Consider the following 22,675-nt stretch of genomic DNA (forward strand, 5'->3'; position numbering starts at 1 on the left):
TCATATTTATCCACAATATTCTAATTTACGAGTGTTTCATATAGAAAAACGCAGCCTTTCATATAAGACTGCGCTTAAGCTTTACTCTTCCGATATGCATCTACACTATCCGTTACACTTTGCAATAAAGAATTTACATACTGCGGGTCAGATAATTTTTTATCTTCTTCATAGTTTGACATAAACCCAAGTTCTAATAGTACGCCAGGTACTTTGGACCAATTGAATCCAGAAAGGTCATCCCTAAATTTAATTCCATTTACTTTCACTTGCTGATTTTCTCTCATTTTATTTACTATCGTTTGAGAGATTTGAAGACTTTCCGCATAAATCTCTTTCGTATACGGACTTCCTTCTGCCGGCGTCAATACAGCAAATCCACTTTCGTTTGGATTTTCAGAACCATCTGCATGAAGACGTAAAAATAAATTAGCCTTATGATTATTTGCGAATGTCGCCCGTTCTTTATTACTTATATCAACGTCTTGTGATGTTCTCGTCATTAATACTTGTATCCCTTTTGCTTCAAGCTTTTCTTTTAATAAAAAAGCCATTTCTAATACAAGTACAGCCTCTCTCTTTTTCGTCACAACACCTGTTGTACCGTCTGTCACTTTATATTTTTGCGTTGTTGCCCCTGGTCCAATTGGCTCTAAATTTAAATTCGCTTTTTGTTGATGCCCTGGATCAATAACGACGAGAAACTTTCCTTGCTTTTCATTACTCTCTACTTTTTGTTCATTATTTTGCACTGGTTGCTCAATTGGCGGCACAGTTGTAGTTTCTTCTTTCTTTTCCTCGGCTGATACTTCCTCTTGCCTCTGTTCTACTTGCGATTCTTCTTTCTTTTCTTGTTCTTGCTGCTTTTCTACCGGTGCGTCTTCTTTGGTATCTTTGTTTTTCTCTTGTATAGAAGATGTAGTTTCTTTTTTCGGCTGCTCTTGTGAACAACCGGCCATATATATTCCAATGAATGCAATCATGCTCATTATTTTTATATACTTCATACTTCTCTCCCATCACTTTGCACCGGATTCAAAGTTTTTCTTATAATTGCCCTATAATCTCATCCATATTTCCAATATAAACTGGCTGCCATGTTTCTGTACCACGTTCTGCAGTATAAACTGGATAAGCGTCATCATCTATATTTACGAAAACTGGATCGCCCATATCCGTTTCATATCCAATTGCAATCCATCCTTCTTGCCACTTTCCGTTTTCTTCACTTATTAATGACTTTTTATGTTTATCATATCGGTAACCGATTTGTCCTTTTTCTAATTCACTTTCACTAAACACATATATTTCATAAGTACCTAGCTCAACATCTTGCTGTTTTGAAGTTTCAATTCGTTTTAGAAGTTCTGCGATTTTTGGTTGTTGTTTCATACGTCTATCCCCTTCTATTTTTCTAAATTTTAACTAGTTTGTTTATAAAATACAATATAGATTTTAAGACAAAAGGTGACACCCTGACCATATTTACGATTTTTTGAGTATATCTATCACAACTCTCAATATATTAACGATTCAACACGAAATTTCGACTTACCAACAAAAATGACAAAAAAGAGAGGCTGCCCAAAAGGACAACCTCTCTTTTCTTATATCAATTAAAATTTAAATTCTTGTCCAACTTCAAAACTATCTTCTAATACAAGAATACCTTTTTCTTGTGGAGCGTCTGGAAGCTCTAATTCACGTGCAGAGCAGATCATTCCAGAAGAAGGAACACCGCGAAGCTCAGCTGGCTTGATTAACATACCGCTTGGCATTACAGCACCGATTTTTGCAACGACAACTTTTTGTCCTGCATCAACGTTTGGTGCGCCACATACGATTTGTAATGTTTCTGTACCGATTTCTACTTTACAGATGTTTAACTTATCAGCATTTGGATGCTTTTCTTTTTCAGCTACATAACCTACAACAAATTTCGGAGAAAGATCTGCTTCTACTGTTTCTTCAAAGCCGTTCTTCGCTAAAATTTCGTTGATTTTCTCAACAAGCTCTTTCGTTAATGTAAGGTTACCTGTTTCTGTTACTTCTAAATAAGAAGATGCATTAAAGATGTTGAATCCTCCCGTTACGTTGCTTTCACGATCATAAACGCGAGCAACATCTCCTTTGCGATCAAAAGTACGGTTCTCTAAAGTAATATCTTGTAAGGCAACAATTAAAGTGTCACCAATTCCTTCAAGGTTGTAAAAAACGTTCACTTCGTTCATCCTTTCTCTTTTCCATCTGTCTTCTTCCGATTTTTCGCTAAAATAAAGATTGGTTCAAACTCTCCATCTTCATATACGAATGAAAGTGATGTAATCGGAACATGCCCTTCGGCAAAAAATTTCATTGTCATTTGTGCAATAATATCATAACCGATTTCGTTAACGATATCAGCAATAATTAATACATCTTGGTGAGGAACAGCAACAACCATGTCACCAGAAATCTTTTCACGCATCGATTGTAGTAACGATTCGTTTAAAATACGCGTCGCGTCATACCCATCATTTGTGTTTAAAAAGTAGAATGTATTACCCGCTACTGTGTCTTGTTTAAATTCATAACCTAATGAACGAGCATTGAATAATGCCATTTCACGTACTTGCTGTTCTGTAAGTTCTAATTTTTGTAACAGACGCTCATCGATTAGTCGATACGTTTTATTCGAATCTAACGCATAGTAAATACGTGTTTCCGCCGTATGATCCGTCATAATAAACGGATTTCCTTCTTCTGCTTGTTTCGGGAAAGAAGTAGAGCGAATAACAGGTAAAATTTTCGCTCCACTATTTTCTTCTTTATGCATCGCAATTAGCGCTTCTTGTACATAATAAGCAACCTCTTCAATTGCTTTTTCTTTATTCACTTCCCATTTTGCCACAACTCCTGGAAGCGATACGTTAATACCTTTTTTAGAGTCTTTCTGTTCAATACGTAGAACTTCTTTCTCGCTATCATACTGAAAGTCCCATTCTGGGCGAGATAATTTCTTCATTAACTCGTCTTTCATCTTTTTACTTGTCATCTTCATCTCTTTTTCCTCCCTTCCAAAAAAATAACCTCCCCCGCGAAGGTAGAGGTTGTTTTACAATTCAATTGGCAAATTGCCTTATTTTAAACCTTCAATAAACTCTTCGATTTGTTCTTGTGTTTTACGATCTTTGTTTACATAGCGACCAGTTTCTTCACCCTTATTGTACGCTACAAAGCTCGGAATGCCAAATACGTCTAATTTTACACATAGATCAATAAACTCATCACGATCTACATAGTAAAATGAGAAATCACTATATTTCTCTTCTACTTCTGGCATAAATGGGTCTACAAAACGGCAGTCTGGGCACCATTCTGCTGAGAACATAAAGACTACATTCTCTTCATTTTTTAATTGTTGGAATTGCTCCATGCTTTCTAATGACTTCATCTATATTTCCTCCTCTAACGAGTGCATGTTTTCATGTTATAATCTTTCTTTTATACTACCATACATCACGCATGGTGCAAGGTTTATGCTTGCTTTTCGTCATACTTATATTGCCCAACAAGTAACTTAACAACGTGTACAAATAATTCCGTGCGATCAACATAATCATCTGTAAAAATACCGATTGCACCTTCGTGACTACGAATATCTTTTCTATGTACAAACTCTTCCATCACTTCACTTAACTCCTTGCCCTCTTCAAGAGGTGCTAAAAAATCATCCGGTAACGTAATACGTGCCCCGCCGGCAACAAATATTTTACCATCACTTGTTGCTAGCGCGCCCCAATTACACATAAATAAACCGTACTCCGTTTTCATTACGCCGCCTTCTAGCCCAATACCAATTTGAGCTCCTCCTTCCTCTAGCGCTCGCTTCGCTCTATTAATCGCTCCTTGCATCGTCTCTTCATCTGAAAACGGCTGATTTGCTACTCCTGAAGGAACAGAAAGAGATGTAATTTCAGCATCTTTCCAAACCTTCTCCACAGCGCCAACCTTCGTTTTATTCTTCGATCCAACTACTACCTTCATTTCGTTCACCTCTATAAAAATTCATCATTCTATTCTAATATCCGCATCAGATACGAACTAAGCATCAACCACTACCACATATCACCAAGTCATCTATTCAGCCTAAAAAAGAAGGGTTTTTCTAGCAACATTACCGTCTTCGAAAACAAAAACAGCCTTCCTCTCACTTCCTACTTGGAGTCTTCATACATCATTCGAACACCAAATAAGCACTGACCGCTCCCACTCATGGATGGGCCATCTATTCAATCTAAAAAAAGAAGGGTTTTTCGCCCTTCTTCTCTACGCGTTATTCTTAATTGTCTCTAACGTCGTTTTATCCGTTGCTCTTACAAGCTTCGTAATTAATTCTTTCGCCGCTGCATAATCATCAACATGTAAAATTGAAGCATGTGTATGAATGTAGCGTGCGCAAACACCAATTACTGCTGATGGGATACCAGAGTTACTTGTATGTACACGGCCCGCATCTGTACCACCTTGTGAAATAAAGTATTGGTACGGAATGTTGTTTGTTTCTGCTGTATCTAAAATGAATTCGCGCATTCCTCTATGTGTTACCATCGTGCGATCGTAAATACGAAGAAGGGCACCTTTTCCTAATTGACCGAACTGCGTTTTGTCACCAGATGCATCGTTTGCTGGACTTGCATCAAGCGCATAGAAAATGTCTGGTTGAATCATATTTGCAGCTGTTTGCGCTCCGCGAAGGCCTACTTCTTCTTGTACAGTAGCACCAGAATATAATGTGTTTGGTAATGTTTCATCTTTTAATTCTTTTAACAATTCGATTGCAAGACCACATCCGTAACGGTTGTCCCAAGCTTTCGCCATAATTTTCTTCTCATTTGCCATCGGTGTGAATGGGCAAATCGGCACGATTTGTTGTCCCGGTTTTACACCAATTTCAATCGCATCTTCATAACTATCTGCACCTATATCAATTAACATATTTTTTATATCCATCGGTTTTGCACGTTGCGCGTCACTTAATAAATGAGGAGGAATAGAACCAACAACCCCAATAACAGGACCATTCTTCGTCATAACTTGTACACGCTGCGCTAATAAAACTTGACTCCACCAGCCGCCTAACGTTTGAAAACGAAGCATTCCGTTTTTCGTAATTTGCGTAACCATGAAACCTACTTCATCCATATGACCTGCTACAAGAACACGCGGGCCAGTTTCGTCCCCTTTTTTCAGACCAAATACGCTACCTAAACCGTCTTGTACAATTTCATCCGCATATTTGCTTAATTCTTGTTTCATAAAACGGCGTACATCATGTTCAAAACCTGATGCACCTTGTAATTCTGTTAACGTACGAAATAATTGCAATGTCTCTTTATTCACGAAGTCCCCTTCTTTCAAACCTTAGTAGAATACCTCTTTTATTGTAACGAAATTTTCGAAATGTTTCTAGTTTCTTCTTTTTTAGCTGTATTTGCTTTATAATTATTATTGGTACACTATTTTTATTTTATAGAATTGAGGTGAATATATGAGCTGGAAAGGTTTAGTAGCAGGTCTTGGCGTTGGGTTCGCAGCTGGTTATCTCGTTGCAAACAAAGTACAAGAACAATCCCATATTTCTTCAGAAAAAGCATTGAAAATGGTGAAACAAGCATTAAGTCATAAAGGTGAAATTACTGGCTCTTGGGTACATATGGTTCCAGAGACATTTGAAAAATATGATGTCGCATATGAAGTTTATCGCGGCGGTCTTACAACAATGTTAGATGATATACAAGAACGATTTGAATTTTTAGTTGATGCTAAAACAGGTACTGTTTTAGAGGTTATAGCAGCATAAAACGGAGGGTTCCCATTAGGTGAACCTCTTATTTTTTTGAAATTGCGGGTATTGATTAAAATTATATCAGCGTAACTCAAATTATATCGGCGATTTTTTAAATATATCGACTTACCAACAAAACCCGACAATAAAAAAGAAGCTGCTCCAATAAATATGATGGAACAACCTCCTATTTTTATGCTTCTATACTCGTTTTCCGTTCTATTTTTTCTACGATATGACCTTCCTCATTCCACTTCACAGCGCGATAATATGCGTCATGGTAAAACGTAAACCATGCCTCTTTTTCAGCACCATACTTCATCCATTTTTGTTTATTTTCAATCGAGGTCATCGGATAATCATCGTATGCCATTACCCATAATACATTTTGATGCGCGTGCGTCGGCAAGAGATCTGCTAAATGTAGCATCGTTTCCCCTTGACTCTCCAAAATGATGACTGCATGTCCATCACTATGCCCACCCGTATGTGCCATCTTGATTTCATCTGTAATTTCTATTTCTTGCTGAAATGTAACAACTTGATCTACAATCGGTTCCCAATTTTCCTTCCAATATGTATTACGGGATCTAATATTTGGGTTCCTCATTTCATTCCACTCTGTTTCACTTACGTAAACTTTCGCATTTGGAAACGCTGGTACAAGTTGATCCCCATCCCATTTTGTTAGGCCAGATGCATGATCAAAATGAAGGTGTGTCATTAAAACATATTGAATATCTTCAGGCTTTAATCCCTGTTTTTCTAACGATTCATAAACCGATGATTCTTCTGTTACACCTTGATTTCGTTTCATCTTCTCATCCAACTTACCGTTTCCTATTCCTGAATCAATGAGCATATTTCCATCTTTCGTTTGTAAAAGTAACGGATCTGTTCGTAAGTAAATATGATTTGTGTCATTATGTTTATATTTACGTGACCAAAGTACTTTCGGCACAACACCAAACATTGCCCCTCCATCTAAATGTGTATTTCCGCCTTTTAACCACGTTACTTTTATATCTCCAATTTGTAACTGTTCCATTACACATCCCCCTTTCAATTAATCTTAACATAAAATTCTGATTATTTTAGATGTAAAAAAACCTATGCATTACTGCATAGGCTCTGTACGATATTTTGCTTCAACTCGGTAAATACGATGACCTTTACTAGAGAATTTCTCTTCGTATTCAGTCATGATGTTACCTTCAAAGTCGCTGTTATGAAGATCTAAGCTTAAGTAAGTTAGTAACATACCATACTCAGCCATACTCATAAGAGAATATTCAAATAAACCTTGGTTATCTGTTTTGAAATGAATTTCTCCGCCTTCTACTAACACTTCTTCATAATTGCGTAAAAACGTTTTATACGTTAAACGACGCTTCGTATGACGCTTCTTTGGCCATGGATCTGAGAAGTTTAAATAAACGCGATCAATCTCACCTTTTGCAAAGAAAACTGTTAAATCTTCAGCATCTTTATTAATTAACTTTAAGTTCGGCACTTCTTCTTCAATTAATTTATCAAGTGCATCTACAACAACACTTGTGAATTTTTCAATTCCAATATAATTAATATGTGGATTCGCTTTTGCCATATCATACATAAAGCGGCCACGACCTGTACCTACTTCAATATGAATTGGTTGTTCATTTCCAAATACTTCTTTCCAGTTACCAGCGCGCTCCTCTGGGTTTCCGATTACGATATGTGAATACTCGTTAATTCGATCCATTGCATATGGTTTATGTCTTAAACGCATAGATGTCTCCCTCTCTTTACAAAACTATTTTAAAGGAATAATTCCTTCTTTCTTTTTTTAATCAATCTACCAAACAAAAAACCAAGTACGTACGAGCACTCGGTCCGTTTCTTTCAAGTATAAGATGTACCATTTTGATAAAAACTACATACAGCATTAAACATTCCATGACGAAACAGCTTTTTCTCTTACATTTGAAGAGAAAAACAATCGAAAGGATGATCCGTTCATGCCAATTAATCAACAACATCAATTAGAAGTGATGAAAGATATTTTAGTCAACCACCAAAGTGATTGCTGCGGGACAGTTTCAGAATGCGAGCAATTAGAGCGCCTCATTCAATTGTTACTCGCAAACGATAATATAAGTAGTGACGCTAAAACAATGCTAAACGATGTATATTCTTATAGTCAATCGGGTAAATCTTCCTCTAATTTGGACAACCATATTTCCAATAATCAAGAACAACTTACTCAGTGGATTGCTGGAATGGACAATTTTTCTTAAGTATTATTCTGAAGCAAGTAGTTGCTGTAAATATTGATGCCAATATTCAGCTTCTGCTTGCTGTTTTTTTGTTGTATGCCATTGAATAGACAAAATCGTTTGTGCTATCACATACCATCTCATGCGCCTAAGCAGCGATTCATCCATTTCAATATCATAAAAACCGAGCCACTCACTCCACTCCTGGCGCGGAATGTACCAATATAATAACATACCAAGGTCTAGAGCTGGGTCAGCAATTACAGCTCCATCCCAATCAATTAAAAACAACTCATCTTCATCCGACAATATCCAGTTGTTATGGTTTACATCACAATGGCATACAACGAATTCATTGTATTCAATAGCTTTTAATGAATCCATTAAATATTGAAGGCCTTGCTGAATTGTTTCATCATCCCTTATATCTCCTCTTAAAACGAGTTGCAGTTGTTGTAATAACTCTTGTGCGTGAAGCGGTTGCTTCCCAAGTCTTTGAATCATCTGTACAAGCGCTTTAGAGGAGTGAATTTTCTTCAAAAGTTTCGCAACACGTTCTAGTTTCATATCCTCTGGCTCTAACTTCTGTCCCGGAAGCCATTTTTGAGCAGAAATTACATCACCGTTCGTTACCCTTCTTGTCCAAAGTAATTTTGGAACAATTCCTTCTGCTGACAATACCGCTAAAAAGGGCGATGTATTCCGCTTTAAAAATAACTTCTGTTGTCCGTTTTGCGCAATATATGCATCGCCCGTTACTCCACCAGCCGGTACAAGACTCCACTCTTTTCCTAATAATTGTTCCAACCATTCCATATTCATTACCCGTTAACAAATCCTTATCTTTTATAGTTATGAAAAGAAAAACCGCAACATTTCTACACATGTTGTGGATTCATATATTTTACTGTAAATGAAAAGAAAAATTAGCCTCAGCCAAAAATTCTCTATTTTATTTTACAAAACCTGTCATAGAATGACAACTTATCAAAATCGTCACCTTTGTCAATTCTACATTTATTACATTCTCATCGTCAAGTAGCGATTTGTCACATTATCGTCAATATATACGTGCTAATTGGAGCGAGCCTAAGTTCCTTTCCTCTAAATGAAGAAATTGGCTCTATTTTCGCTTGCTTTTCGTCTACTATCACATGCCACGTTTCTTCTTTCGGAAGTTGCACAGTTTTAGCTTCTAAACCGCTATTAAATAAAACGACAATCTCTTTCCACGGCCCAAACGATTCTGCATGCTCTAGGTGATATGCAAGTACTTCTGTAGATGTTTGTAAAAAAGTCATATGTTTTTTTATAAGGTCTGCGTTTTGTAATCGGAATGCCCCATGCTCTTTACGAATCGCAATTAAACCTTTTATATAGTTAACGGTCTCTATTTCTTTCTCTTTTTGATCCCAATCTAATTGATTGATCTCATCATTTGCATTATAGCTATTTTCATTTCCTTTCTTCGTACGATAAAACTCTTGTCCTGCATGTAAGAAAGGAATACCTTGTGAAAAAATAACCATTGCGCTCGCTAGCAGGTGACGTTTTTTCAAAATCGCTTCTGATTCTTCATTACTGCGCACTAGTTTATCCCACATCGTCATATTATCATGACATTCTACATAGTTAATGCTTTGTGCCGGCTCTAGAAACAGCCCTGTTTCTTTCATACTTAAAAGACTTCCTGCTGCAATATACTGCAAATGATTACAGTCTACATGCCCACCAAATGCAAAACCACGCTTATTTATATGAAATGTACTCCCTTTTATCCCATCACGAAATTGATCATTAAACTGCGCCATATGTGGCATTTTCTTCGCATTATTTAACGTTGCTTTTTCCTCACGAGGAAGCGGTGTTTGTAAATCCCATCCTTCTCCTAATAACAAAGCATCTCGTTTTATGTTTCGCACTTCTTTTTCTATCATATTCATTGTATCAACATCTAAAATTCCCATTAAGTCGAATCGGAATCCATCGACATTGTATTCAGTAAGCCAATATAAAATAGACTCTACAATGAATTTCCTCATCATTTTCCGTTCAGATGCTATATCATTTCCGACTCCCGTCCCATTAGAAGGCATACCATCTTCACCATGACGAAAATAGTATCCTGGAACAAGCTTTTCAAATGATGATAGCTCTCTTTCATAAACATGATTATATACAACATCTATAATTACCCTAATGCCATGCTCATGAAATGTCTCGATCAACTGTTTACACTCTACTATCCTGTTATACGGATCAGAGGGATTTGTAGCATAAAATCCTGTTGGTGCATTGTAATATAATGGATTATACCCCCAATTATAGGCAGATGAAGGATTCGCCTCATCTACACCACCGAAACAATATAACGGTAATAGTTCAACATGTGTAACACCTAAATCTTTTATATGAGACAACCCTGTTAAAGTCCCGTTCCGTCCTGTTGTTCCCTCTTCCATCAATCCTTTATATGTTCCCTTTTGAATCACTCCACTATTTTGATGTATAGTCGCATCACGAATATGCAGTTCATACAATATGGCATCTGTCATTGATTGTAATGGTGGTAATCCTTCTCTTCTTGTTACATTCGTTTTTTCTAAATCGATAACAACACCGTGTTTTCCGTTTACCGTCACCGACTTTGCATAAGGATCTACAGCTTCGTTCCATATTAAATTAATACAAACAAGAAATGTATAGCGCGCTCCGTCTAAATCACCTTGTAATGTTTGAATCCAAACTCCGTTTTCTCCCCTGTACATTTCATGATCGGCATATTCTTTATCGCTCTTATAAATTCTTACTTTCGCAAGCCTTGCAGTTGGGGCCCATACTTTAAATGTCGTTTCTTCTTTTTGATACACAGCACCTAAATCTGTACCTTCGTAATAATACTTTTCATCGAAAATTGTTGTTCGAATAACAGCACCTATTTGTAAATCCGTTTCTTCATTCCGTTCATCTCGTACTGTATAATACTTTCCCACATCTAGCGGCTCTTCTATAAAGCACTCATACTTCGTTGCATCTGGAAGCGCAATCGTATGAGCAATCGGTAAATCTTTCACATTACTTCCTTCTTGCAAACGAAATGTCCGACTTGTTCCATACGCATGTGGGAGCAAAATTGTAATTTTATTCATTTCATCTAAATAGGCATCAAATGGACGTTTTACTTTCAACATAAAAAAATCACCATCATTCTCAAAGTTAAAATAAAGTGAAACTTTAATGAGCGAGATAAAATGAGCTGCAAATGATAAGGCTTTTCTTATCAACAAGACTCTATACAGTAACTCCATTCTTCTCTATAGTATATTCACCTGCATAAAAAACGTTTTCACCATTCTATTTTTGTAATTTTATTTCAACAATCGATTTATACTTCGGGGTTTCTTTCACGTGGGATTCGTATAAAGTAATTGTATCTGCTTGAAATGATATTTCAGGGACTTCTTTTATACTTTCTAAATGAAACTTTTCTTCTCCTATCCATTTACGAGCAACAGTAATATGCGGATGATATGGGCGTGTTTCTAGAGAAAATCCATTTTCTTCACAAATGGCATGTACTTGCTTTTGCAACTGAAACAAATCGTGATTCTCACTTACCTTCGCCCAAAAAATACGGGGCTGATCTTCTCTACCAAACGTTGAAAAACCTTGTAACGTGAACGATAGTTCTTTTGTTTTTGTAAGTGTTTGTAATCCATTCTTTATCCCTTTTAACTGTTCTTCTGTCGCACCTCCTAAAAAGGAAAGGGTAATATGATAATCTTCCTTATGTACCCACGAGCGAAATGGTAATTCCTCATTCGTATCCTCTTTATAGTTAGACAGCACTTCTTTTATATGATTTGGTAAAGTAATTGCGACAAAATAATGCCTATCCATGTACACCGTCTCCTTCTTTCTATTGTTTCTTTTCTTTCTTATCTCATTCAATTAAAAAGAAGCCGCCCTCTAAAGTAGAGAGCGGTCATTATTCATATATCGGCGATTAAAGTTTCACTTTACTTCGCTAGTTCATGAATTGCTTGCGCATAAATTGCTGTTGCTTTTAATAAGTCTTCAATTTCAATGTACTCATCTTTTTGATGCGCAAGTTCTTCTTTTCCAGGGAATAGCGGTCCAAATGCCACACCAGCTTTTAATGAGCGAGCATAAGTACCTCCGCCGATTGCTAACAATTCAGCTTTTTCACCTGTTTGTTCCTCATATACACGTTGCAACGTACGAATTAACTCGTGATCTTTATCAACGTGATGCGGACGAGAGTTAGAATAGTCTACTACTGCAAATCCATACGTACCTACATATTCTTTTAACTTTGCAATCATTTCTTCAAAGTTAGTCGTAACTGGGTAACGTACGTTTAATCCTAAATTACCACCATTCTCTTTCGTATAAGAAAGGCGACCAACATTCACTGTTAATGGACCGCTAATTTCATCTTTATAAGCAATAGTAGCTTTTTCACCAAAAATATCACCAGTAAATGTTTCTGTTGCAAATGTCGCAAATGCAGTTGCTTTTCCATCAAGTGAAACTGTAGTTAAGAAGTTTGCTAATAATAAACCTGCATTTTCTCCTTTTTCAGGAGTAGATCCGTGCGCTGAAATTCCTTCTATTTGCAACGTCACTGTATTGCCTTCTATAGTCGATTTCCCTATTTTTTTAGCAGTTTGTAAATACTCTTCATATGCTACTGTAAGTGCATTTACATCTTCTCCTGTAATAACCGCTTCTGCAAAATCAGGAACCATATTTAAACGGCGCCCTGAATCAAATGAAACAAGTTCATATGTACCTTTTTTCTCTTCACTATCATTTTGCACAACTTGTATATCAGAAATTCCTTTTTCTGCATTAATAATTGGAAAGTCTGCATCTGGTGCAAAACCGATTGTTGGCATTTCTTCGTTTTTAAAGTAGTGATCTACACATTTCCAATTGCTTTCCTCATCTGTTCCTATAATCATACGAACACGTTTTGAAAGAGGTAAGCCTAATTCTTTCACAATTTTCATCGCATAATATGCTGCCATCGTTGGGCCTTTATCGTCAATTGCACCACGTGCAAAAATCTTTCCGTCGCGAATATCCGCACTATACGCAGGAGTCGTCCAGCCATCTCCTTCTGGTACAACATCAACGTGACAAAGAATACCTACTAACTCTTCTCCTTGTCCCATTTCAAGATGACCTGCATATCCTTCTAAATTTTTAGAAGCAAAACCTTCAGCTTCTCCTTTATGTAACATGAAAGATAGCGCTTTTTCTACACCTTCACCGAATGGTGCGCCTTCTTTCGCGGATTCTTCTTCCCATACACTTTTAATTTGTAAAAATTGTTGTGTATCACGAATTAAATCATCTTTTCGTTTTGCAACTTCTTCAGTCCAATTAATCGCTGACATCACGCATCCATCCTTCACTATATTATCTCTTTCATCATAGCAAACCGAAATCCCTTATGCCATACACGAAAACTAAATACCGAACAATTGTAATATTTCAGACATTTCTTATTAGTTTTTCTTTTATTTTTTCAAAAAAATTTGCAGGAATTTGGCGTTTTACGTAGAATTTTATGTGTTAGTTGACTGACCATATATACAATGTCAACTACCAATATTTTTCTATATAAATATTTGTTAAACTTTTGTAAAATTTAAGTAGATTAAAGCATGAATTTTATCATGTAGAGTACAATGGTAGTAACGACCTTCTTTCCTGAATGGGGTCAAAAAAACTAGTAGAGGAGTGGTTTTCTCTTGAAACCTACAACTACTCGTATGCTAACACGCATTAAATCAATTTATATGTACATCAATGAAAACGGAACGGTAACGACGAAAGACCTTGTAGATGAGTTCGGGATCACACCGCGAACGATACAACGTGATCTAAATGTGTTGCAGTTTAATGAACTCGTGTATAGCCCTTGCCGCGGTAAGTGGACAACAACAGGAAAGAAAGTGAGAATGACCTCATAACGAAAAATAATTGTATGTAAATAAATACATACCCCTTTCTAACTATTAGAAAGGGGTTTTTTCTGCACCTATAAAGGTACTACTTTTCAGTATCTACTTGATATGTTCTTAACATTTCTACTTCTTCATCTGTTAGCTCTCGGTATTGTCCAAGTTCTAGTTCTTCATCTAATACTAACGGACCCATCTCCGTTCTTTTTAGGTAGACTACTTTTTTCCCTACCGCTTCAAACATACGCTTCACTTGATGGAATTTTCCTTCCGTAATCACAAGCTCAATTTCAGAAATATCATCGCTTTTCAATATTGTAAGCGCACCTGGCTTTGTTTCATAGCCATCGTCTAAAATAACACCTTTAGCAAACTCTTTTACATCCTCTTCTGTTACTACTCCTGCAACGTGTGCATAATATTTTTTCGGCACATGCTTTTTCGGAGATAATAATTGATGTGATAACTTCCCATCATTTGTTATCAATAAGAAACCTTCCGTATCGATATCAAGTCGTCCAACTGGGAACGGATCAAAGATTGCATCTTCTAATTCTAATAAATCTATTACTGTTTCATGATTATCATCTTCCGTCGCTGAAATAACACCTTGTGGTTTATGCATCATTAAGTAAACAAACTCTTTGTATTCCACAACTTCACCGTGAATCATAACTTCTTGCTCTTCTACATTTACATGAACTTTCGCATCTTTTACTGGCGTTCCATCAATTTTCACAACGCCATCTTTCAATAATTTCTTTACTTCTTTTCTACTTCCATATCCCATATTCGCTAATAATTTATCTAATCTCACGTTTTTCACCTTCTTTATTTATCATAGAAAAGGGGACGTAATTACGCCCCTCTTGATTTCAACTTTATTTTAAATCTACTACCAAGTTTACGTTGAATTTTATCTAATGCTTCTCCGCCAAATACTCTTTCAAGTACTCCTGTGCGAATTGCTAACAATCCGTAAACAAGACCGCCAATACCTGCACAAATCGCAACTGTTATAAGAGCACCAATACGGCCATCAGGCGAAATCATGAAGGATAGAAGCCATTGTGATAGTTTTACAGCAACGACCATTATAAGTGTCAGTACTGCAATTTGGAATGTTCTTTTATATACAACACCGAATGAATAGTGTGCGTATTTTTTAATTTGTCGATTTGTATACCAAACAGAAGCTAAGAAACCAACTGCGGTCGCTAGAATTGCTCCTACTGTACCGAAATAACGAATAAAGATTACGTTACATACAAATTTCAAAATAACACCCATAATAAGCGCGACAATCGCATGCTTTTGCTGATTAATCCCTTGAAGAATTGCCGCTGTTACTGTAAATAAAGCAAATAACAATGCAACTGGTGCATACCACATTAATACTTGTCCACCTAATGGATCTGAGTCATAGAAAGCAGTGTAAATTGGATATGCAAGTGTTGAAATACCGATAACTGCTGGCAATGTTAAAAACATATTTGCTTGGAATGTTTGTGTAATTTGTAATTTCAAATAGCGGTATTGTTTTTCAGTAAATGATTTTGTAATTGCTGGTACAAGCGTTAAACTAAACGCTGTTGCAAGTGATACAGGAATCATAATTAACTTATGCGTCCACATTGTGAAAATACCAAGCGCTCGCTCTGCGATATCACCTTGACCAATCGCCTGCATAATTGAGTTAAATGTCAATGTATCAATTTGTTGATATAAAGGAATTGTTAACCCAATTACAACGTAAGGAATCGCATATGCGAATAACTCTTTAAACAACTGAACGGTACTTACTGTTGATTCTGGTACAGTTTGTTCAATTAAATATTGATCCAAATATTTTTTACGTTTTAACCAGTACCAAATTAACACACCGAGTGCTCCAACCGCTGAAACGAACGCAGCAAACGTCGCTACTCCAACTGCTGTTGCAACTGTACCGCCAAGTACTTTAATAACGATAAAACTACCAGCTAATAAAAAGACGATACGAATAATTTGTTCAATAATTTGTGAAACGGTAGTTGGTCCCATAGACTGGTGACCTTGGAAATAACCACGAATTAAACTCGCTGCTGGTACAACAATAAGTGCGAAACTTACAAGACGAATGATCGTCGTAACTTCTCCTACATTATTGTGTATACTTTGTTTACCAAGCATCGCTTCTGCAAACAATGGCGCCGTCATGTACAGTACTAGGAACGAAAGAACTCCTGTTACTATCATCATAACCATTCCCGAGCGGAACATTCTCCGGCTCGTTTTATAATCGCCAAGCGCATTATATTTGGAAACAAATTTTGAAACAGCAAGCGGCACACCTGCCGTTGCGATACTTAAAAAGATCGTATATGGAATGTATCCATATGTATAGAGCGTTCCGCCTTCTGTGCCTACTAATGCATGAAACGGAAAGACGTAAATCATGCCTAAGAACTTTACTAAAAATGTCCCTAGCGTAACAATAAGCGTTCCGCGCAGAAATTTCGAATCGGACATACAAAAATCCTCCTACATCTACATAAAGTGAAACTATAATTAGTTGGAGTTTTGTTCATCCCCACTAATTATTAACCCTCACCAATCGAGCGTTTACAGGCAGTATGGCTCCTACTAAATTCTTTGATCCAGCCGAATTTTACCGCCCACAAATAGCGGGATAAAGTGAAACTACAATTAGTTGGAGACTTCTCTCCTACTCCTTATTAGTTGAACCATTCGAGCATTTACAGGCTAACAGACTCCCTATTTACTTCTCCTAAATCTTGAGGTTTTAGTCTTATCGCCTACAAATAGCAGGATAGTGCTGAACTCTAACTTTTGTATTGTACCACAATTCTCTCATTAAGCAGTACTTCACTCTATTTTTCTTTTAAGGGAAAACATGCTATTCTTTTAGGCAGGAAATGTAGAAAATGAGGTCGATATATTATGCATTATGATGTTATTGTCATCGGCGGCGGTCCTTCTGGTCTAATGGCTGCAATTGGTGCTGCAGAAGAAGGCGCAAATGTCTTGCTTCTTGATAAAGGAAATAAACTTGGGCGTAAACTTGCGATTTCTGGTGGCGGACGCTGCAACGTAACAAACCGTCTACCACTTGATGAAATTGTTAAACATATACCAGGAAACGGTCGCTTCTTATACAGCGCTTTTTCTATTTTTAATAATGAAGATATTATTACATTCTTCGAAAATCTTGGTGTTAAATTGAAAGAAGAAGACCACGGTCGCATGTTCCCTGTGTCAAACAAAGCACAATCTGTTGTAGACGCACTTTTAACACGATTAAAAGACTTAGGTGTAAAAATCCGTACAAATACGCCTGTTGAAACGATTGAATATGAAAATGGTCAAACGAAAGCAGTTGTACTGCAAACAGGCGAAGTGTTAGAAACAAATCACGTCGTTATCGCTGTTGGCGGAAAATCCGTTCCTCAAACTGGTTCCACTGGAGACGGATACGCTTGGGCTGAAAAAGCAGGTCATACAATTACAGAATTATTCCCAACAGAAGTACCTATTCTTTCAAACGAGCCGTTTATACGTGATCGCTCATTACAAGGTCTTGCTTTACGTGATATAAACTTAAGCGTATTAAACCCGAAAGGAAAAACTATCATTTCTCACAAAATGGACATGCTCTTCACTCATTTTGGCCTATCTGGTCCTGCTGCTCTTCGTTGTAGTCAATTCGTCGTGAAAGCACTGAAAAAGTTTAAAACGAACACAATACAAATGAGTATTGATGCATTGCCAGAGGAAAATAGTGAGCAATTATTTCAGCGCATGCTGAAACAAATGAAAGAAGATCCGAAAAAAGGAATTAAAAACGTTTTAAAAGGTTATGTCCCTGAACGTTACTTCCTATTCTTATTAGAAAAAAATGAAATTGACGGTAGTGAACAAGCTGGACAAGTTTCTCACGAAAAGATTCGTGCACTTGTGAAAGACTTTAAAGAGTTTACTGTGAATGTAAATGGTACGCAGTCAATTGAAAAAGCATTCGTTACTGGCGGAGGTGTATCCGTGAAAGAAATTAATCCGAAAGAAATGTCTTCTAAATTCACGAACGGCTTATATTTCTGCGGAGAAGTTCTTGATATTCACGGTTATACTGGTGGCTACAATATTACATCAGCCCTTGTTACTGGTAGAATCGCTGGAACGACAGCTGGAGAAAACGCGAAAATGCAATATTAAAAAAAGAAACAGGGATTCCTGTTTCTTTTTAATATTGCCATGAAATCATTATCGGCGATTCCACAGATATATCAGCGATTCTGTAATTATATCGGCGATTTTCCAAATTTATCGGCGATTTCTCAAATATATCGACTTACCGACAAGAAGCGACAAACATCTGCTCCATGTAACTTTCCATTGCTTTTTTGTTGCTTTATATACCTTAGTACCTTTATATTTTATATTGTTGAATATTTAAAAAAGGGTAAGGGGAAAACAAATGAGAAAAAAAGTCATGATGTCTTTAATGTTAATGACGTTTCTTTCTGCGGTAGAAGGAACGATTGTTAGTACAGCAATCCCTCGTATAACGAGTGATTTGTCAGGCGTCGAACTTGTTAGTTGGGTATATGCAATTTATATGCTTGCAACAGCTGTTTCGACTCCAATATACGGAAAGCTCGCTGATTTATTCGGTCGTAAAAAGGTTTTACTGATCGGGGCTACAATCTTTTTAGTCGGTTCTGCACTTTGCGGAGTCGTTACATCGATGGAACAATTAATTTTCTTCCGCGCGCTTCAAGGTATCGGTGCTGGTGCTGTTATGCCAATCACAATGACGATTATTGGAGACTTATATAGCGAAGCGAAAGACCGCGCGAAAGCACAAGGTTGGATGAGTGCCGTTTGGGGTGTATCCGGTGTTATCGGACCGTTAGTAGGTGGATTTTTAGTTGATTCCCTTTCTTGGCGTTATATTTTCTTCTTAAACGTCCCATTCGGAATTATCGCTTGCTTAATGATTGTAATTTACTACAAAGAATCTATTAAGCCCGCTAAACACCATATCGACTATCTTGGTGCGACAGTCTTCTCATTAAGTACAATCGCTCTACTATATGCATTATTAACAGGTAGCAGTAAGCAAAACTGGGGAGACATAACAATTATCGGCCTATTAATCTTCGCCGTCGTTTCATTTATTATTTTCTTATTCATCGAGAAAAAATCTCCGGAACCATTAATTCCGCTAGCACTTTTCTCTAACCGTACATTATCTACGATAAATATATTAACTCTTATTGCTGGCGCAATGATTATTAGTATTACTGTGTATCTTCCAATTTGGAGCCAGGGTGTTTTAGGAAAAAATGCAACAGAAGCTGGACTCATTTTAATGCCAATTCCTGTTATGTGGACATTTGGGGCTATGTTCTCGGGTAACTTAGTTGGTAAGTTAAAAACGAAACAAATTATTTTACTTGGAGCTAGCATCTTATCAGTTGCTACGTTCTTATTATTTACACTATCAACAAATTCACCATCGTTCCTTATTTATGTAGCAGTCGGATTATTCGGCTTAGGAATGGGGCTTGTGACACCGATTTACATGGTAACAATTCAAGCAGCCGTGCCAGCTCATACACGCGGGACAGCTGTTGGTTTAAATACATTTATTAATACATTTAGTCAAACGTTAGGTGCTGCAATATTCGGTACAATCTTTAATACGATGATTCACGCACGTGGTATTAAAAATCTTGATCTTGTATCTGGTGGACATGGCGGTACTACAGCAAACGTAGTAACCGAATCACAATCCGCATTAGCATCAAGCGTACATGTCATTTATATGAGCACTTTCGTATTAGCAGTATTTACATTAATTATTGCTTGGCTTTTATTAAAGCCAGCTACACAAACAAGTGAGCAACAATAAAAAGGATGACCATTTTGGTCATCCTTTTTTTATTCTTCATTCTCCACAATATGTTTCAGCATGGATAATTTATTATCCCAAAAACGTTCATAATACGAGAGCCACTGTTGTAATTCTTCTAATGGTTCTGGATGCAAACGATATATCTTCTCTCTTCCGCTTTTTCTTCCACTTACTAAATTCGCTTCCGAAAGAATATGAAGGTGCTTTACAACCGCAGTACGACTCATCGGAAAATAATCCGTTATTTTGGAAATCGGTAACTCTTTGTCACTTAATAACCGTATTACTTCTCGGCGGGTTGGATCAGCAATTGCTTGAAATACATCATATTTCGCTGCTGACGAGGACACTTAGTCTTCGACAACCTTTTTCAGTTTTTCATTTACAATCGCTACCCAACCACCGCTCATTCTATCGCGAATAATAGAGCTCTTCGCATTCGCTTTCGGAAGAATTTCATCAGGATGTTTCCAGCCGCCGTGAATTAACGTAAATTCCGTTTTGTTATCTCCTAAGTCTTTCAAATTAAATGAAACAACCCAGCCATCTGTATCCCATGAGAAAGATAAATGGTTTGGCTCATCAATTTCTAACACTTTACATGGTGATGGCCCAAATGGCGATTGCACATGAAATTCATGCCCTACCTCTAATACAAAATCATTTGGCATAAACCATGACGCAATCCCTTCTGCAGTTGATACTACACTCCATACCTTTTGAAGAGACGCGTTAAAAATGATTGTTTGTTTAATATCATTTAATGTATTTTGTTGTTCCATTTTCATTCTCCTTTACTCGGCGTTATAACATAACACCTTTTGGTTTCACTTCGATAATATAACACCTTTTGGTTTCATGTCAACGCTAATTCTTTTACTGTTGAGAAATTCTCAACATTTTTTCAACAGGACAAACACCCTCTTAGCATTTCCTCATAATATACTCACAAAGGCAATACAAAATAAAAACTTCTCTCAACATGAAACTCCATCATTCATATTGAAAGAAACGCCTTACTTATATCATGCGTACTTCGTCTCTCCTCCTTCCCTCAGGGACAATACGCGAGATATGACAAATCAGAAGGAATATGCCCACCATTTGAGTAGGTAGTTATTTCTCTTCTCCTCAACATTTCCTTAGGAGCGAAATGACTACCGACTCACTTTTTTCAAACAAAATAAAAAGGGGTTGAACGCTATGTTCTATTGCATTAACTGCTCTGATATTCACCATGAAAAACATCCGAATGATAAAGTATTTAAAAACGGTTTTTATATTGATCCATTTTTAGGTGATCGTTATCACCTTGGTATGTGTAAAGATGCCCAAAATCATGAAACAGGGGAGCCTCTTTTAACGACAAAGAAATTAGGCACACCCCAATCTATTATGAACGTATTACCGACACATGTTGTCCCAACATAAAACATAAAAAAGAGCTGGGTGAGCCAGCTCTTTTTTATGCTTTATAAACGATCATTGCTGAAAAACAATAAATTTGGTTTTCATCGTCGTTAATGGAAACACCAACTTGATATTTAATATCTACAAAGTTGCTATCATCAATCTTTTTCAAAAAAACATTTACAGCGTCTTCTAAGTCTTTTTCGTGACTTTCATCAAATACTTTCACACGAATCATGTTAACACCGTCCTAGATCGCAGCCCTCCGCCGCTTGATTATTGCCACGGTGCGTATCTATGATGCGATAAAACTTTCCATTCTCATATATATATCCGTCTTCTAACACATATTCTTTATCTTCAGTATAGACATAAAACTTACCTATCATAAATTTACTCGTATATAATTCCAAATAATTTGGTCTAAATTTAGCTACAACTTTATTTGTAATATCAATTTTTATTGTGCGCCCCACCTTCTCTCCCTCCTTTGCAAAGAACGGATTTAGGTATATTGTATTAGCGCTTTTACATTTTATGCTTAAAAATAAGTGGATATGCCTTCTTTCTTCACCTGTACTATTTTTCTAAAAAAATCACTATAAATAAGGTCCCAAAAAAAACATAAAAAAGCACTTTATCTTATTGACTCGAATATAAATATTATGTTATTATATAAAATTTGACATTTTTACATACGTATGCTATCATTAAAAGTGGTTACCACATATGGAGGTGGATGATTTGTTTCAAATTGGTGATAAAATCGTTTATCCAATGCACGGTGCAGGAATTATCGAAGCAATTGAAGAGAAAGAAATATTAGGTACTTCACGTCAATATTGTGTGATACGCATCATTAGTAAAGATATGCAAGTAATGCTTCCGATGGAACAATTAAAAAAATCGGGTATTCGTTATATCGTTGATCGAGGTACGTTAGATGATATACTTCTTGAATTTCAAAACGGGGAGTCAGACCCATCACTCTCATGGAAACAAAGATATACAATGAATATGGAAAAAATGAAAAATGGCAATTTACAAGATAGCGCAGAAGTGGTTCGTGATTTACTTCGCCGTAATAAAGAGAGAACATTAAATGCGAGCGAAAAACAAATGCTAGATAATGCACGAAAAATGATGATCAGCGAAGTCGCGCTCGTACAAAATGTTACTGAACATCAAGCAACAGAATTTCTTCAAGATACAATTAATCACTAAATTTAAAATAGCTGGCCGCTATTTTTTTTGTAAAAAAAGG

The 22,675-nt window shown here is 36.7% G+C and carries 26 protein-coding genes; 7 read left to right on the plus strand and 19 right to left on the minus strand.

Features of this window, described 5'->3' with window-relative positions:
* Positions 1 to 74: 74 nt before the first annotated feature.
* The 7 genes from OXT04_RS11495 to OXT04_RS11525 form a co-directional block, all read right to left on the minus strand.
* Positions 75 to 1,007, minus strand: a complete 933-nt coding sequence (locus OXT04_RS11495; protein WP_267414683.1) for an N-acetylmuramoyl-L-alanine amidase — start codon at positions 1,005 to 1,007, stop codon at positions 75 to 77.
* A 40-nt stretch (positions 1,008 to 1,047) separates the two neighbouring features.
* The gene (locus OXT04_RS11500) at positions 1,048 to 1,392 is read right to left on the minus strand and encodes a hypothetical protein (RefSeq protein ID WP_000813348.1); all 345 of its coding nucleotides are present in this window, start codon (positions 1,390 to 1,392) and stop codon (positions 1,048 to 1,050) included.
* A gap of 224 nt (positions 1,393 to 1,616) precedes the next feature.
* Positions 1,617 to 2,231 (minus strand): YtpR family tRNA-binding protein, encoded by a 615-nt coding sequence (gene ytpR / locus OXT04_RS11505; protein ID WP_001006777.1) that lies wholly within the window; start codon positions 2,229 to 2,231, stop codon positions 1,617 to 1,619.
* Complete coding sequence (locus OXT04_RS11510) at positions 2,228 to 3,040, minus strand: DUF1444 domain-containing protein (RefSeq protein ID WP_000784606.1); 813 nt, start codon at positions 3,038 to 3,040, stop codon at positions 2,228 to 2,230. The genes ytpR and OXT04_RS11510 overlap by 4 nt, the downstream gene beginning before the upstream one ends.
* Positions 3,041 to 3,118: 78 nt before the next feature.
* Positions 3,119 to 3,433 carry a thioredoxin family protein gene (locus tag OXT04_RS11515; RefSeq protein WP_000838193.1) on the minus strand — a complete coding sequence of 105 codons (315 nt, stop codon included), beginning with the start codon at positions 3,431 to 3,433 and terminating at the stop codon, positions 3,119 to 3,121.
* A gap of 83 nt (positions 3,434 to 3,516) precedes the next feature.
* A complete protein-coding gene (locus OXT04_RS11520) occupies positions 3,517 to 4,026 on the minus strand; it encodes a DUF84 family protein (protein WP_000869932.1) in 510 nt (169 codons plus the stop codon).
* A 282-nt stretch (positions 4,027 to 4,308) separates the two neighbouring features.
* Positions 4,309 to 5,382, minus strand: coding sequence for a M42 family metallopeptidase (locus tag OXT04_RS11525; protein WP_001031516.1), 1,074 nt, complete (start codon positions 5,380 to 5,382; stop codon positions 4,309 to 4,311).
* A 148-nt stretch (positions 5,383 to 5,530) separates the two neighbouring features.
* Between OXT04_RS11525 and OXT04_RS11530 the strand changes: the two genes are divergently transcribed.
* Positions 5,531 to 5,842 (plus strand): PepSY domain-containing protein, encoded by a 312-nt coding sequence (locus OXT04_RS11530; RefSeq protein WP_000118541.1) that lies wholly within the window; start codon positions 5,531 to 5,533, stop codon positions 5,840 to 5,842.
* 178 nt (positions 5,843 to 6,020) lie between these two features.
* Here the strand turns inward: OXT04_RS11530 and OXT04_RS11535 are convergent, their stop codons facing one another.
* Positions 6,021 to 6,875, minus strand: coding sequence for a YtnP family quorum-quenching lactonase (locus tag OXT04_RS11535; protein WP_065229454.1), 855 nt, complete (start codon positions 6,873 to 6,875; stop codon positions 6,021 to 6,023).
* A gap of 69 nt (positions 6,876 to 6,944) precedes the next feature.
* The gene (gene trmB, locus OXT04_RS11540) at positions 6,945 to 7,598 is read right to left on the minus strand and encodes a tRNA (guanosine(46)-N7)-methyltransferase TrmB (RefSeq protein WP_001239383.1); all 654 of its coding nucleotides are present in this window, start codon (positions 7,596 to 7,598) and stop codon (positions 6,945 to 6,947) included.
* 229 nt (positions 7,599 to 7,827) lie between these two features.
* Here trmB and OXT04_RS11545 point away from each other — a divergent pair, with 229 nt between their 5' ends.
* Positions 7,828 to 8,106 (plus strand): YtzH-like family protein, encoded by a 279-nt coding sequence (locus OXT04_RS11545; RefSeq protein WP_267414705.1) that lies wholly within the window; start codon positions 7,828 to 7,830, stop codon positions 8,104 to 8,106.
* Positions 8,107 to 8,109: 3 nt separating this feature from the next.
* Here OXT04_RS11545 and OXT04_RS11550 read toward each other — a convergent pair whose 3' ends face one another.
* From OXT04_RS11550 to pepV, 4 genes are all read right to left on the minus strand, one after another.
* A complete protein-coding gene (locus OXT04_RS11550; RefSeq protein WP_002094168.1) occupies positions 8,110 to 8,907 on the minus strand; it encodes a phosphotransferase family protein in 798 nt (265 codons plus the stop codon).
* Positions 8,908 to 9,134: 227 nt separating this feature from the next.
* Positions 9,135 to 11,276 (minus strand): type I pullulanase, encoded by a 2,142-nt coding sequence (gene pulA / locus OXT04_RS11555; RefSeq protein ID WP_000921759.1) that lies wholly within the window; start codon positions 11,274 to 11,276, stop codon positions 9,135 to 9,137.
* 163 nt (positions 11,277 to 11,439) lie between these two features.
* Positions 11,440 to 11,985, minus strand: a complete 546-nt coding sequence (gene thpR / locus OXT04_RS11560) for an RNA 2',3'-cyclic phosphodiesterase (RefSeq protein ID WP_267414711.1) — start codon at positions 11,983 to 11,985, stop codon at positions 11,440 to 11,442.
* Positions 11,986 to 12,104: 119 nt separating this feature from the next.
* Positions 12,105 to 13,511, minus strand: a complete 1,407-nt coding sequence (gene pepV / locus OXT04_RS11565) for a dipeptidase PepV (protein ID WP_001274229.1) — start codon at positions 13,509 to 13,511, stop codon at positions 12,105 to 12,107.
* 357 nt (positions 13,512 to 13,868) lie between these two features.
* Here pepV and OXT04_RS11570 point away from each other — a divergent pair, with 357 nt between their 5' ends.
* On the plus strand, positions 13,869 to 14,090 hold the full coding sequence (locus OXT04_RS11570) for a DeoR family transcriptional regulator (RefSeq protein WP_000805512.1): 222 nt from the start codon (positions 13,869 to 13,871) through the stop codon (positions 14,088 to 14,090).
* A 79-nt stretch (positions 14,091 to 14,169) separates the two neighbouring features.
* Here OXT04_RS11570 and OXT04_RS11575 read toward each other — a convergent pair whose 3' ends face one another.
* A complete protein-coding gene (locus OXT04_RS11575) occupies positions 14,170 to 14,898 on the minus strand; it encodes a pseudouridine synthase (protein ID WP_001234948.1) in 729 nt (242 codons plus the stop codon).
* Between the two features lie 41 nt (positions 14,899 to 14,939).
* Positions 14,940 to 16,592 carry a putative polysaccharide biosynthesis protein gene (locus OXT04_RS11580; protein ID WP_001284026.1) on the minus strand — a complete coding sequence of 551 codons (1,653 nt, stop codon included), beginning with the start codon at positions 16,590 to 16,592 and terminating at the stop codon, positions 14,940 to 14,942.
* A gap of 432 nt (positions 16,593 to 17,024) precedes the next feature.
* Between OXT04_RS11580 and OXT04_RS11585 the strand changes: the two genes are divergently transcribed.
* Positions 17,025 to 18,296, plus strand: a complete 1,272-nt coding sequence (locus OXT04_RS11585; RefSeq protein ID WP_098390724.1) for a BaiN/RdsA family NAD(P)/FAD-dependent oxidoreductase — start codon at positions 17,025 to 17,027, stop codon at positions 18,294 to 18,296.
* A 262-nt stretch (positions 18,297 to 18,558) separates the two neighbouring features.
* Complete coding sequence (locus tag OXT04_RS11590) at positions 18,559 to 19,998, plus strand: MDR family MFS transporter (protein ID WP_001228030.1); 1,440 nt, start codon at positions 18,559 to 18,561, stop codon at positions 19,996 to 19,998.
* 29 nt (positions 19,999 to 20,027) lie between these two features.
* On the opposite strand, the gene OXT04_RS11595 is transcribed toward OXT04_RS11590, so the two are convergent.
* A complete protein-coding gene (locus OXT04_RS11595) occupies positions 20,028 to 20,351 on the minus strand; it encodes an ArsR/SmtB family transcription factor (RefSeq protein ID WP_016512230.1) in 324 nt (107 codons plus the stop codon).
* Entirely contained in the window at positions 20,352 to 20,783 is a 432-nt protein-coding gene (locus tag OXT04_RS11600; protein ID WP_267414726.1) for an SRPBCC family protein, read from the minus strand.
* Between the two features lie 421 nt (positions 20,784 to 21,204).
* On the opposite strand from OXT04_RS11600, the gene OXT04_RS11605 reads away from it, so the two are divergent.
* Positions 21,205 to 21,432 carry a DUF3973 domain-containing protein gene (locus tag OXT04_RS11605; RefSeq protein WP_000498988.1) on the plus strand — a complete coding sequence of 76 codons (228 nt, stop codon included), beginning with the start codon at positions 21,205 to 21,207 and terminating at the stop codon, positions 21,430 to 21,432.
* Positions 21,433 to 21,466: 34 nt separating this feature from the next.
* On the opposite strand, the gene OXT04_RS11610 is transcribed toward OXT04_RS11605, so the two are convergent.
* Positions 21,467 to 21,649, minus strand: coding sequence for a sporulation protein Cse60 (locus OXT04_RS11610; protein ID WP_000621751.1), 183 nt, complete (start codon positions 21,647 to 21,649; stop codon positions 21,467 to 21,469).
* Position 21,650: 1 nt separating this feature from the next.
* Positions 21,651 to 21,887 (minus strand): DUF2553 family protein, encoded by a 237-nt coding sequence (locus OXT04_RS11615; protein WP_000533803.1) that lies wholly within the window; start codon positions 21,885 to 21,887, stop codon positions 21,651 to 21,653.
* A gap of 253 nt (positions 21,888 to 22,140) precedes the next feature.
* Here OXT04_RS11615 and OXT04_RS11620 point away from each other — a divergent pair, with 253 nt between their 5' ends.
* Positions 22,141 to 22,635 carry a CarD family transcriptional regulator gene (locus OXT04_RS11620; RefSeq protein WP_000451446.1) on the plus strand — a complete coding sequence of 165 codons (495 nt, stop codon included), beginning with the start codon at positions 22,141 to 22,143 and terminating at the stop codon, positions 22,633 to 22,635.
* The last annotated feature ends 40 nt before the right edge of the window (positions 22,636 to 22,675 follow it).

This window comes from Bacillus sp. GC_Bacil_1 (genome assembly GCF_026540675.1).
In the GTDB taxonomy this organism is placed as follows: domain Bacteria; phylum Bacillota; class Bacilli; order Bacillales; family Bacillaceae_G; genus Bacillus_A; species Bacillus_A cereus.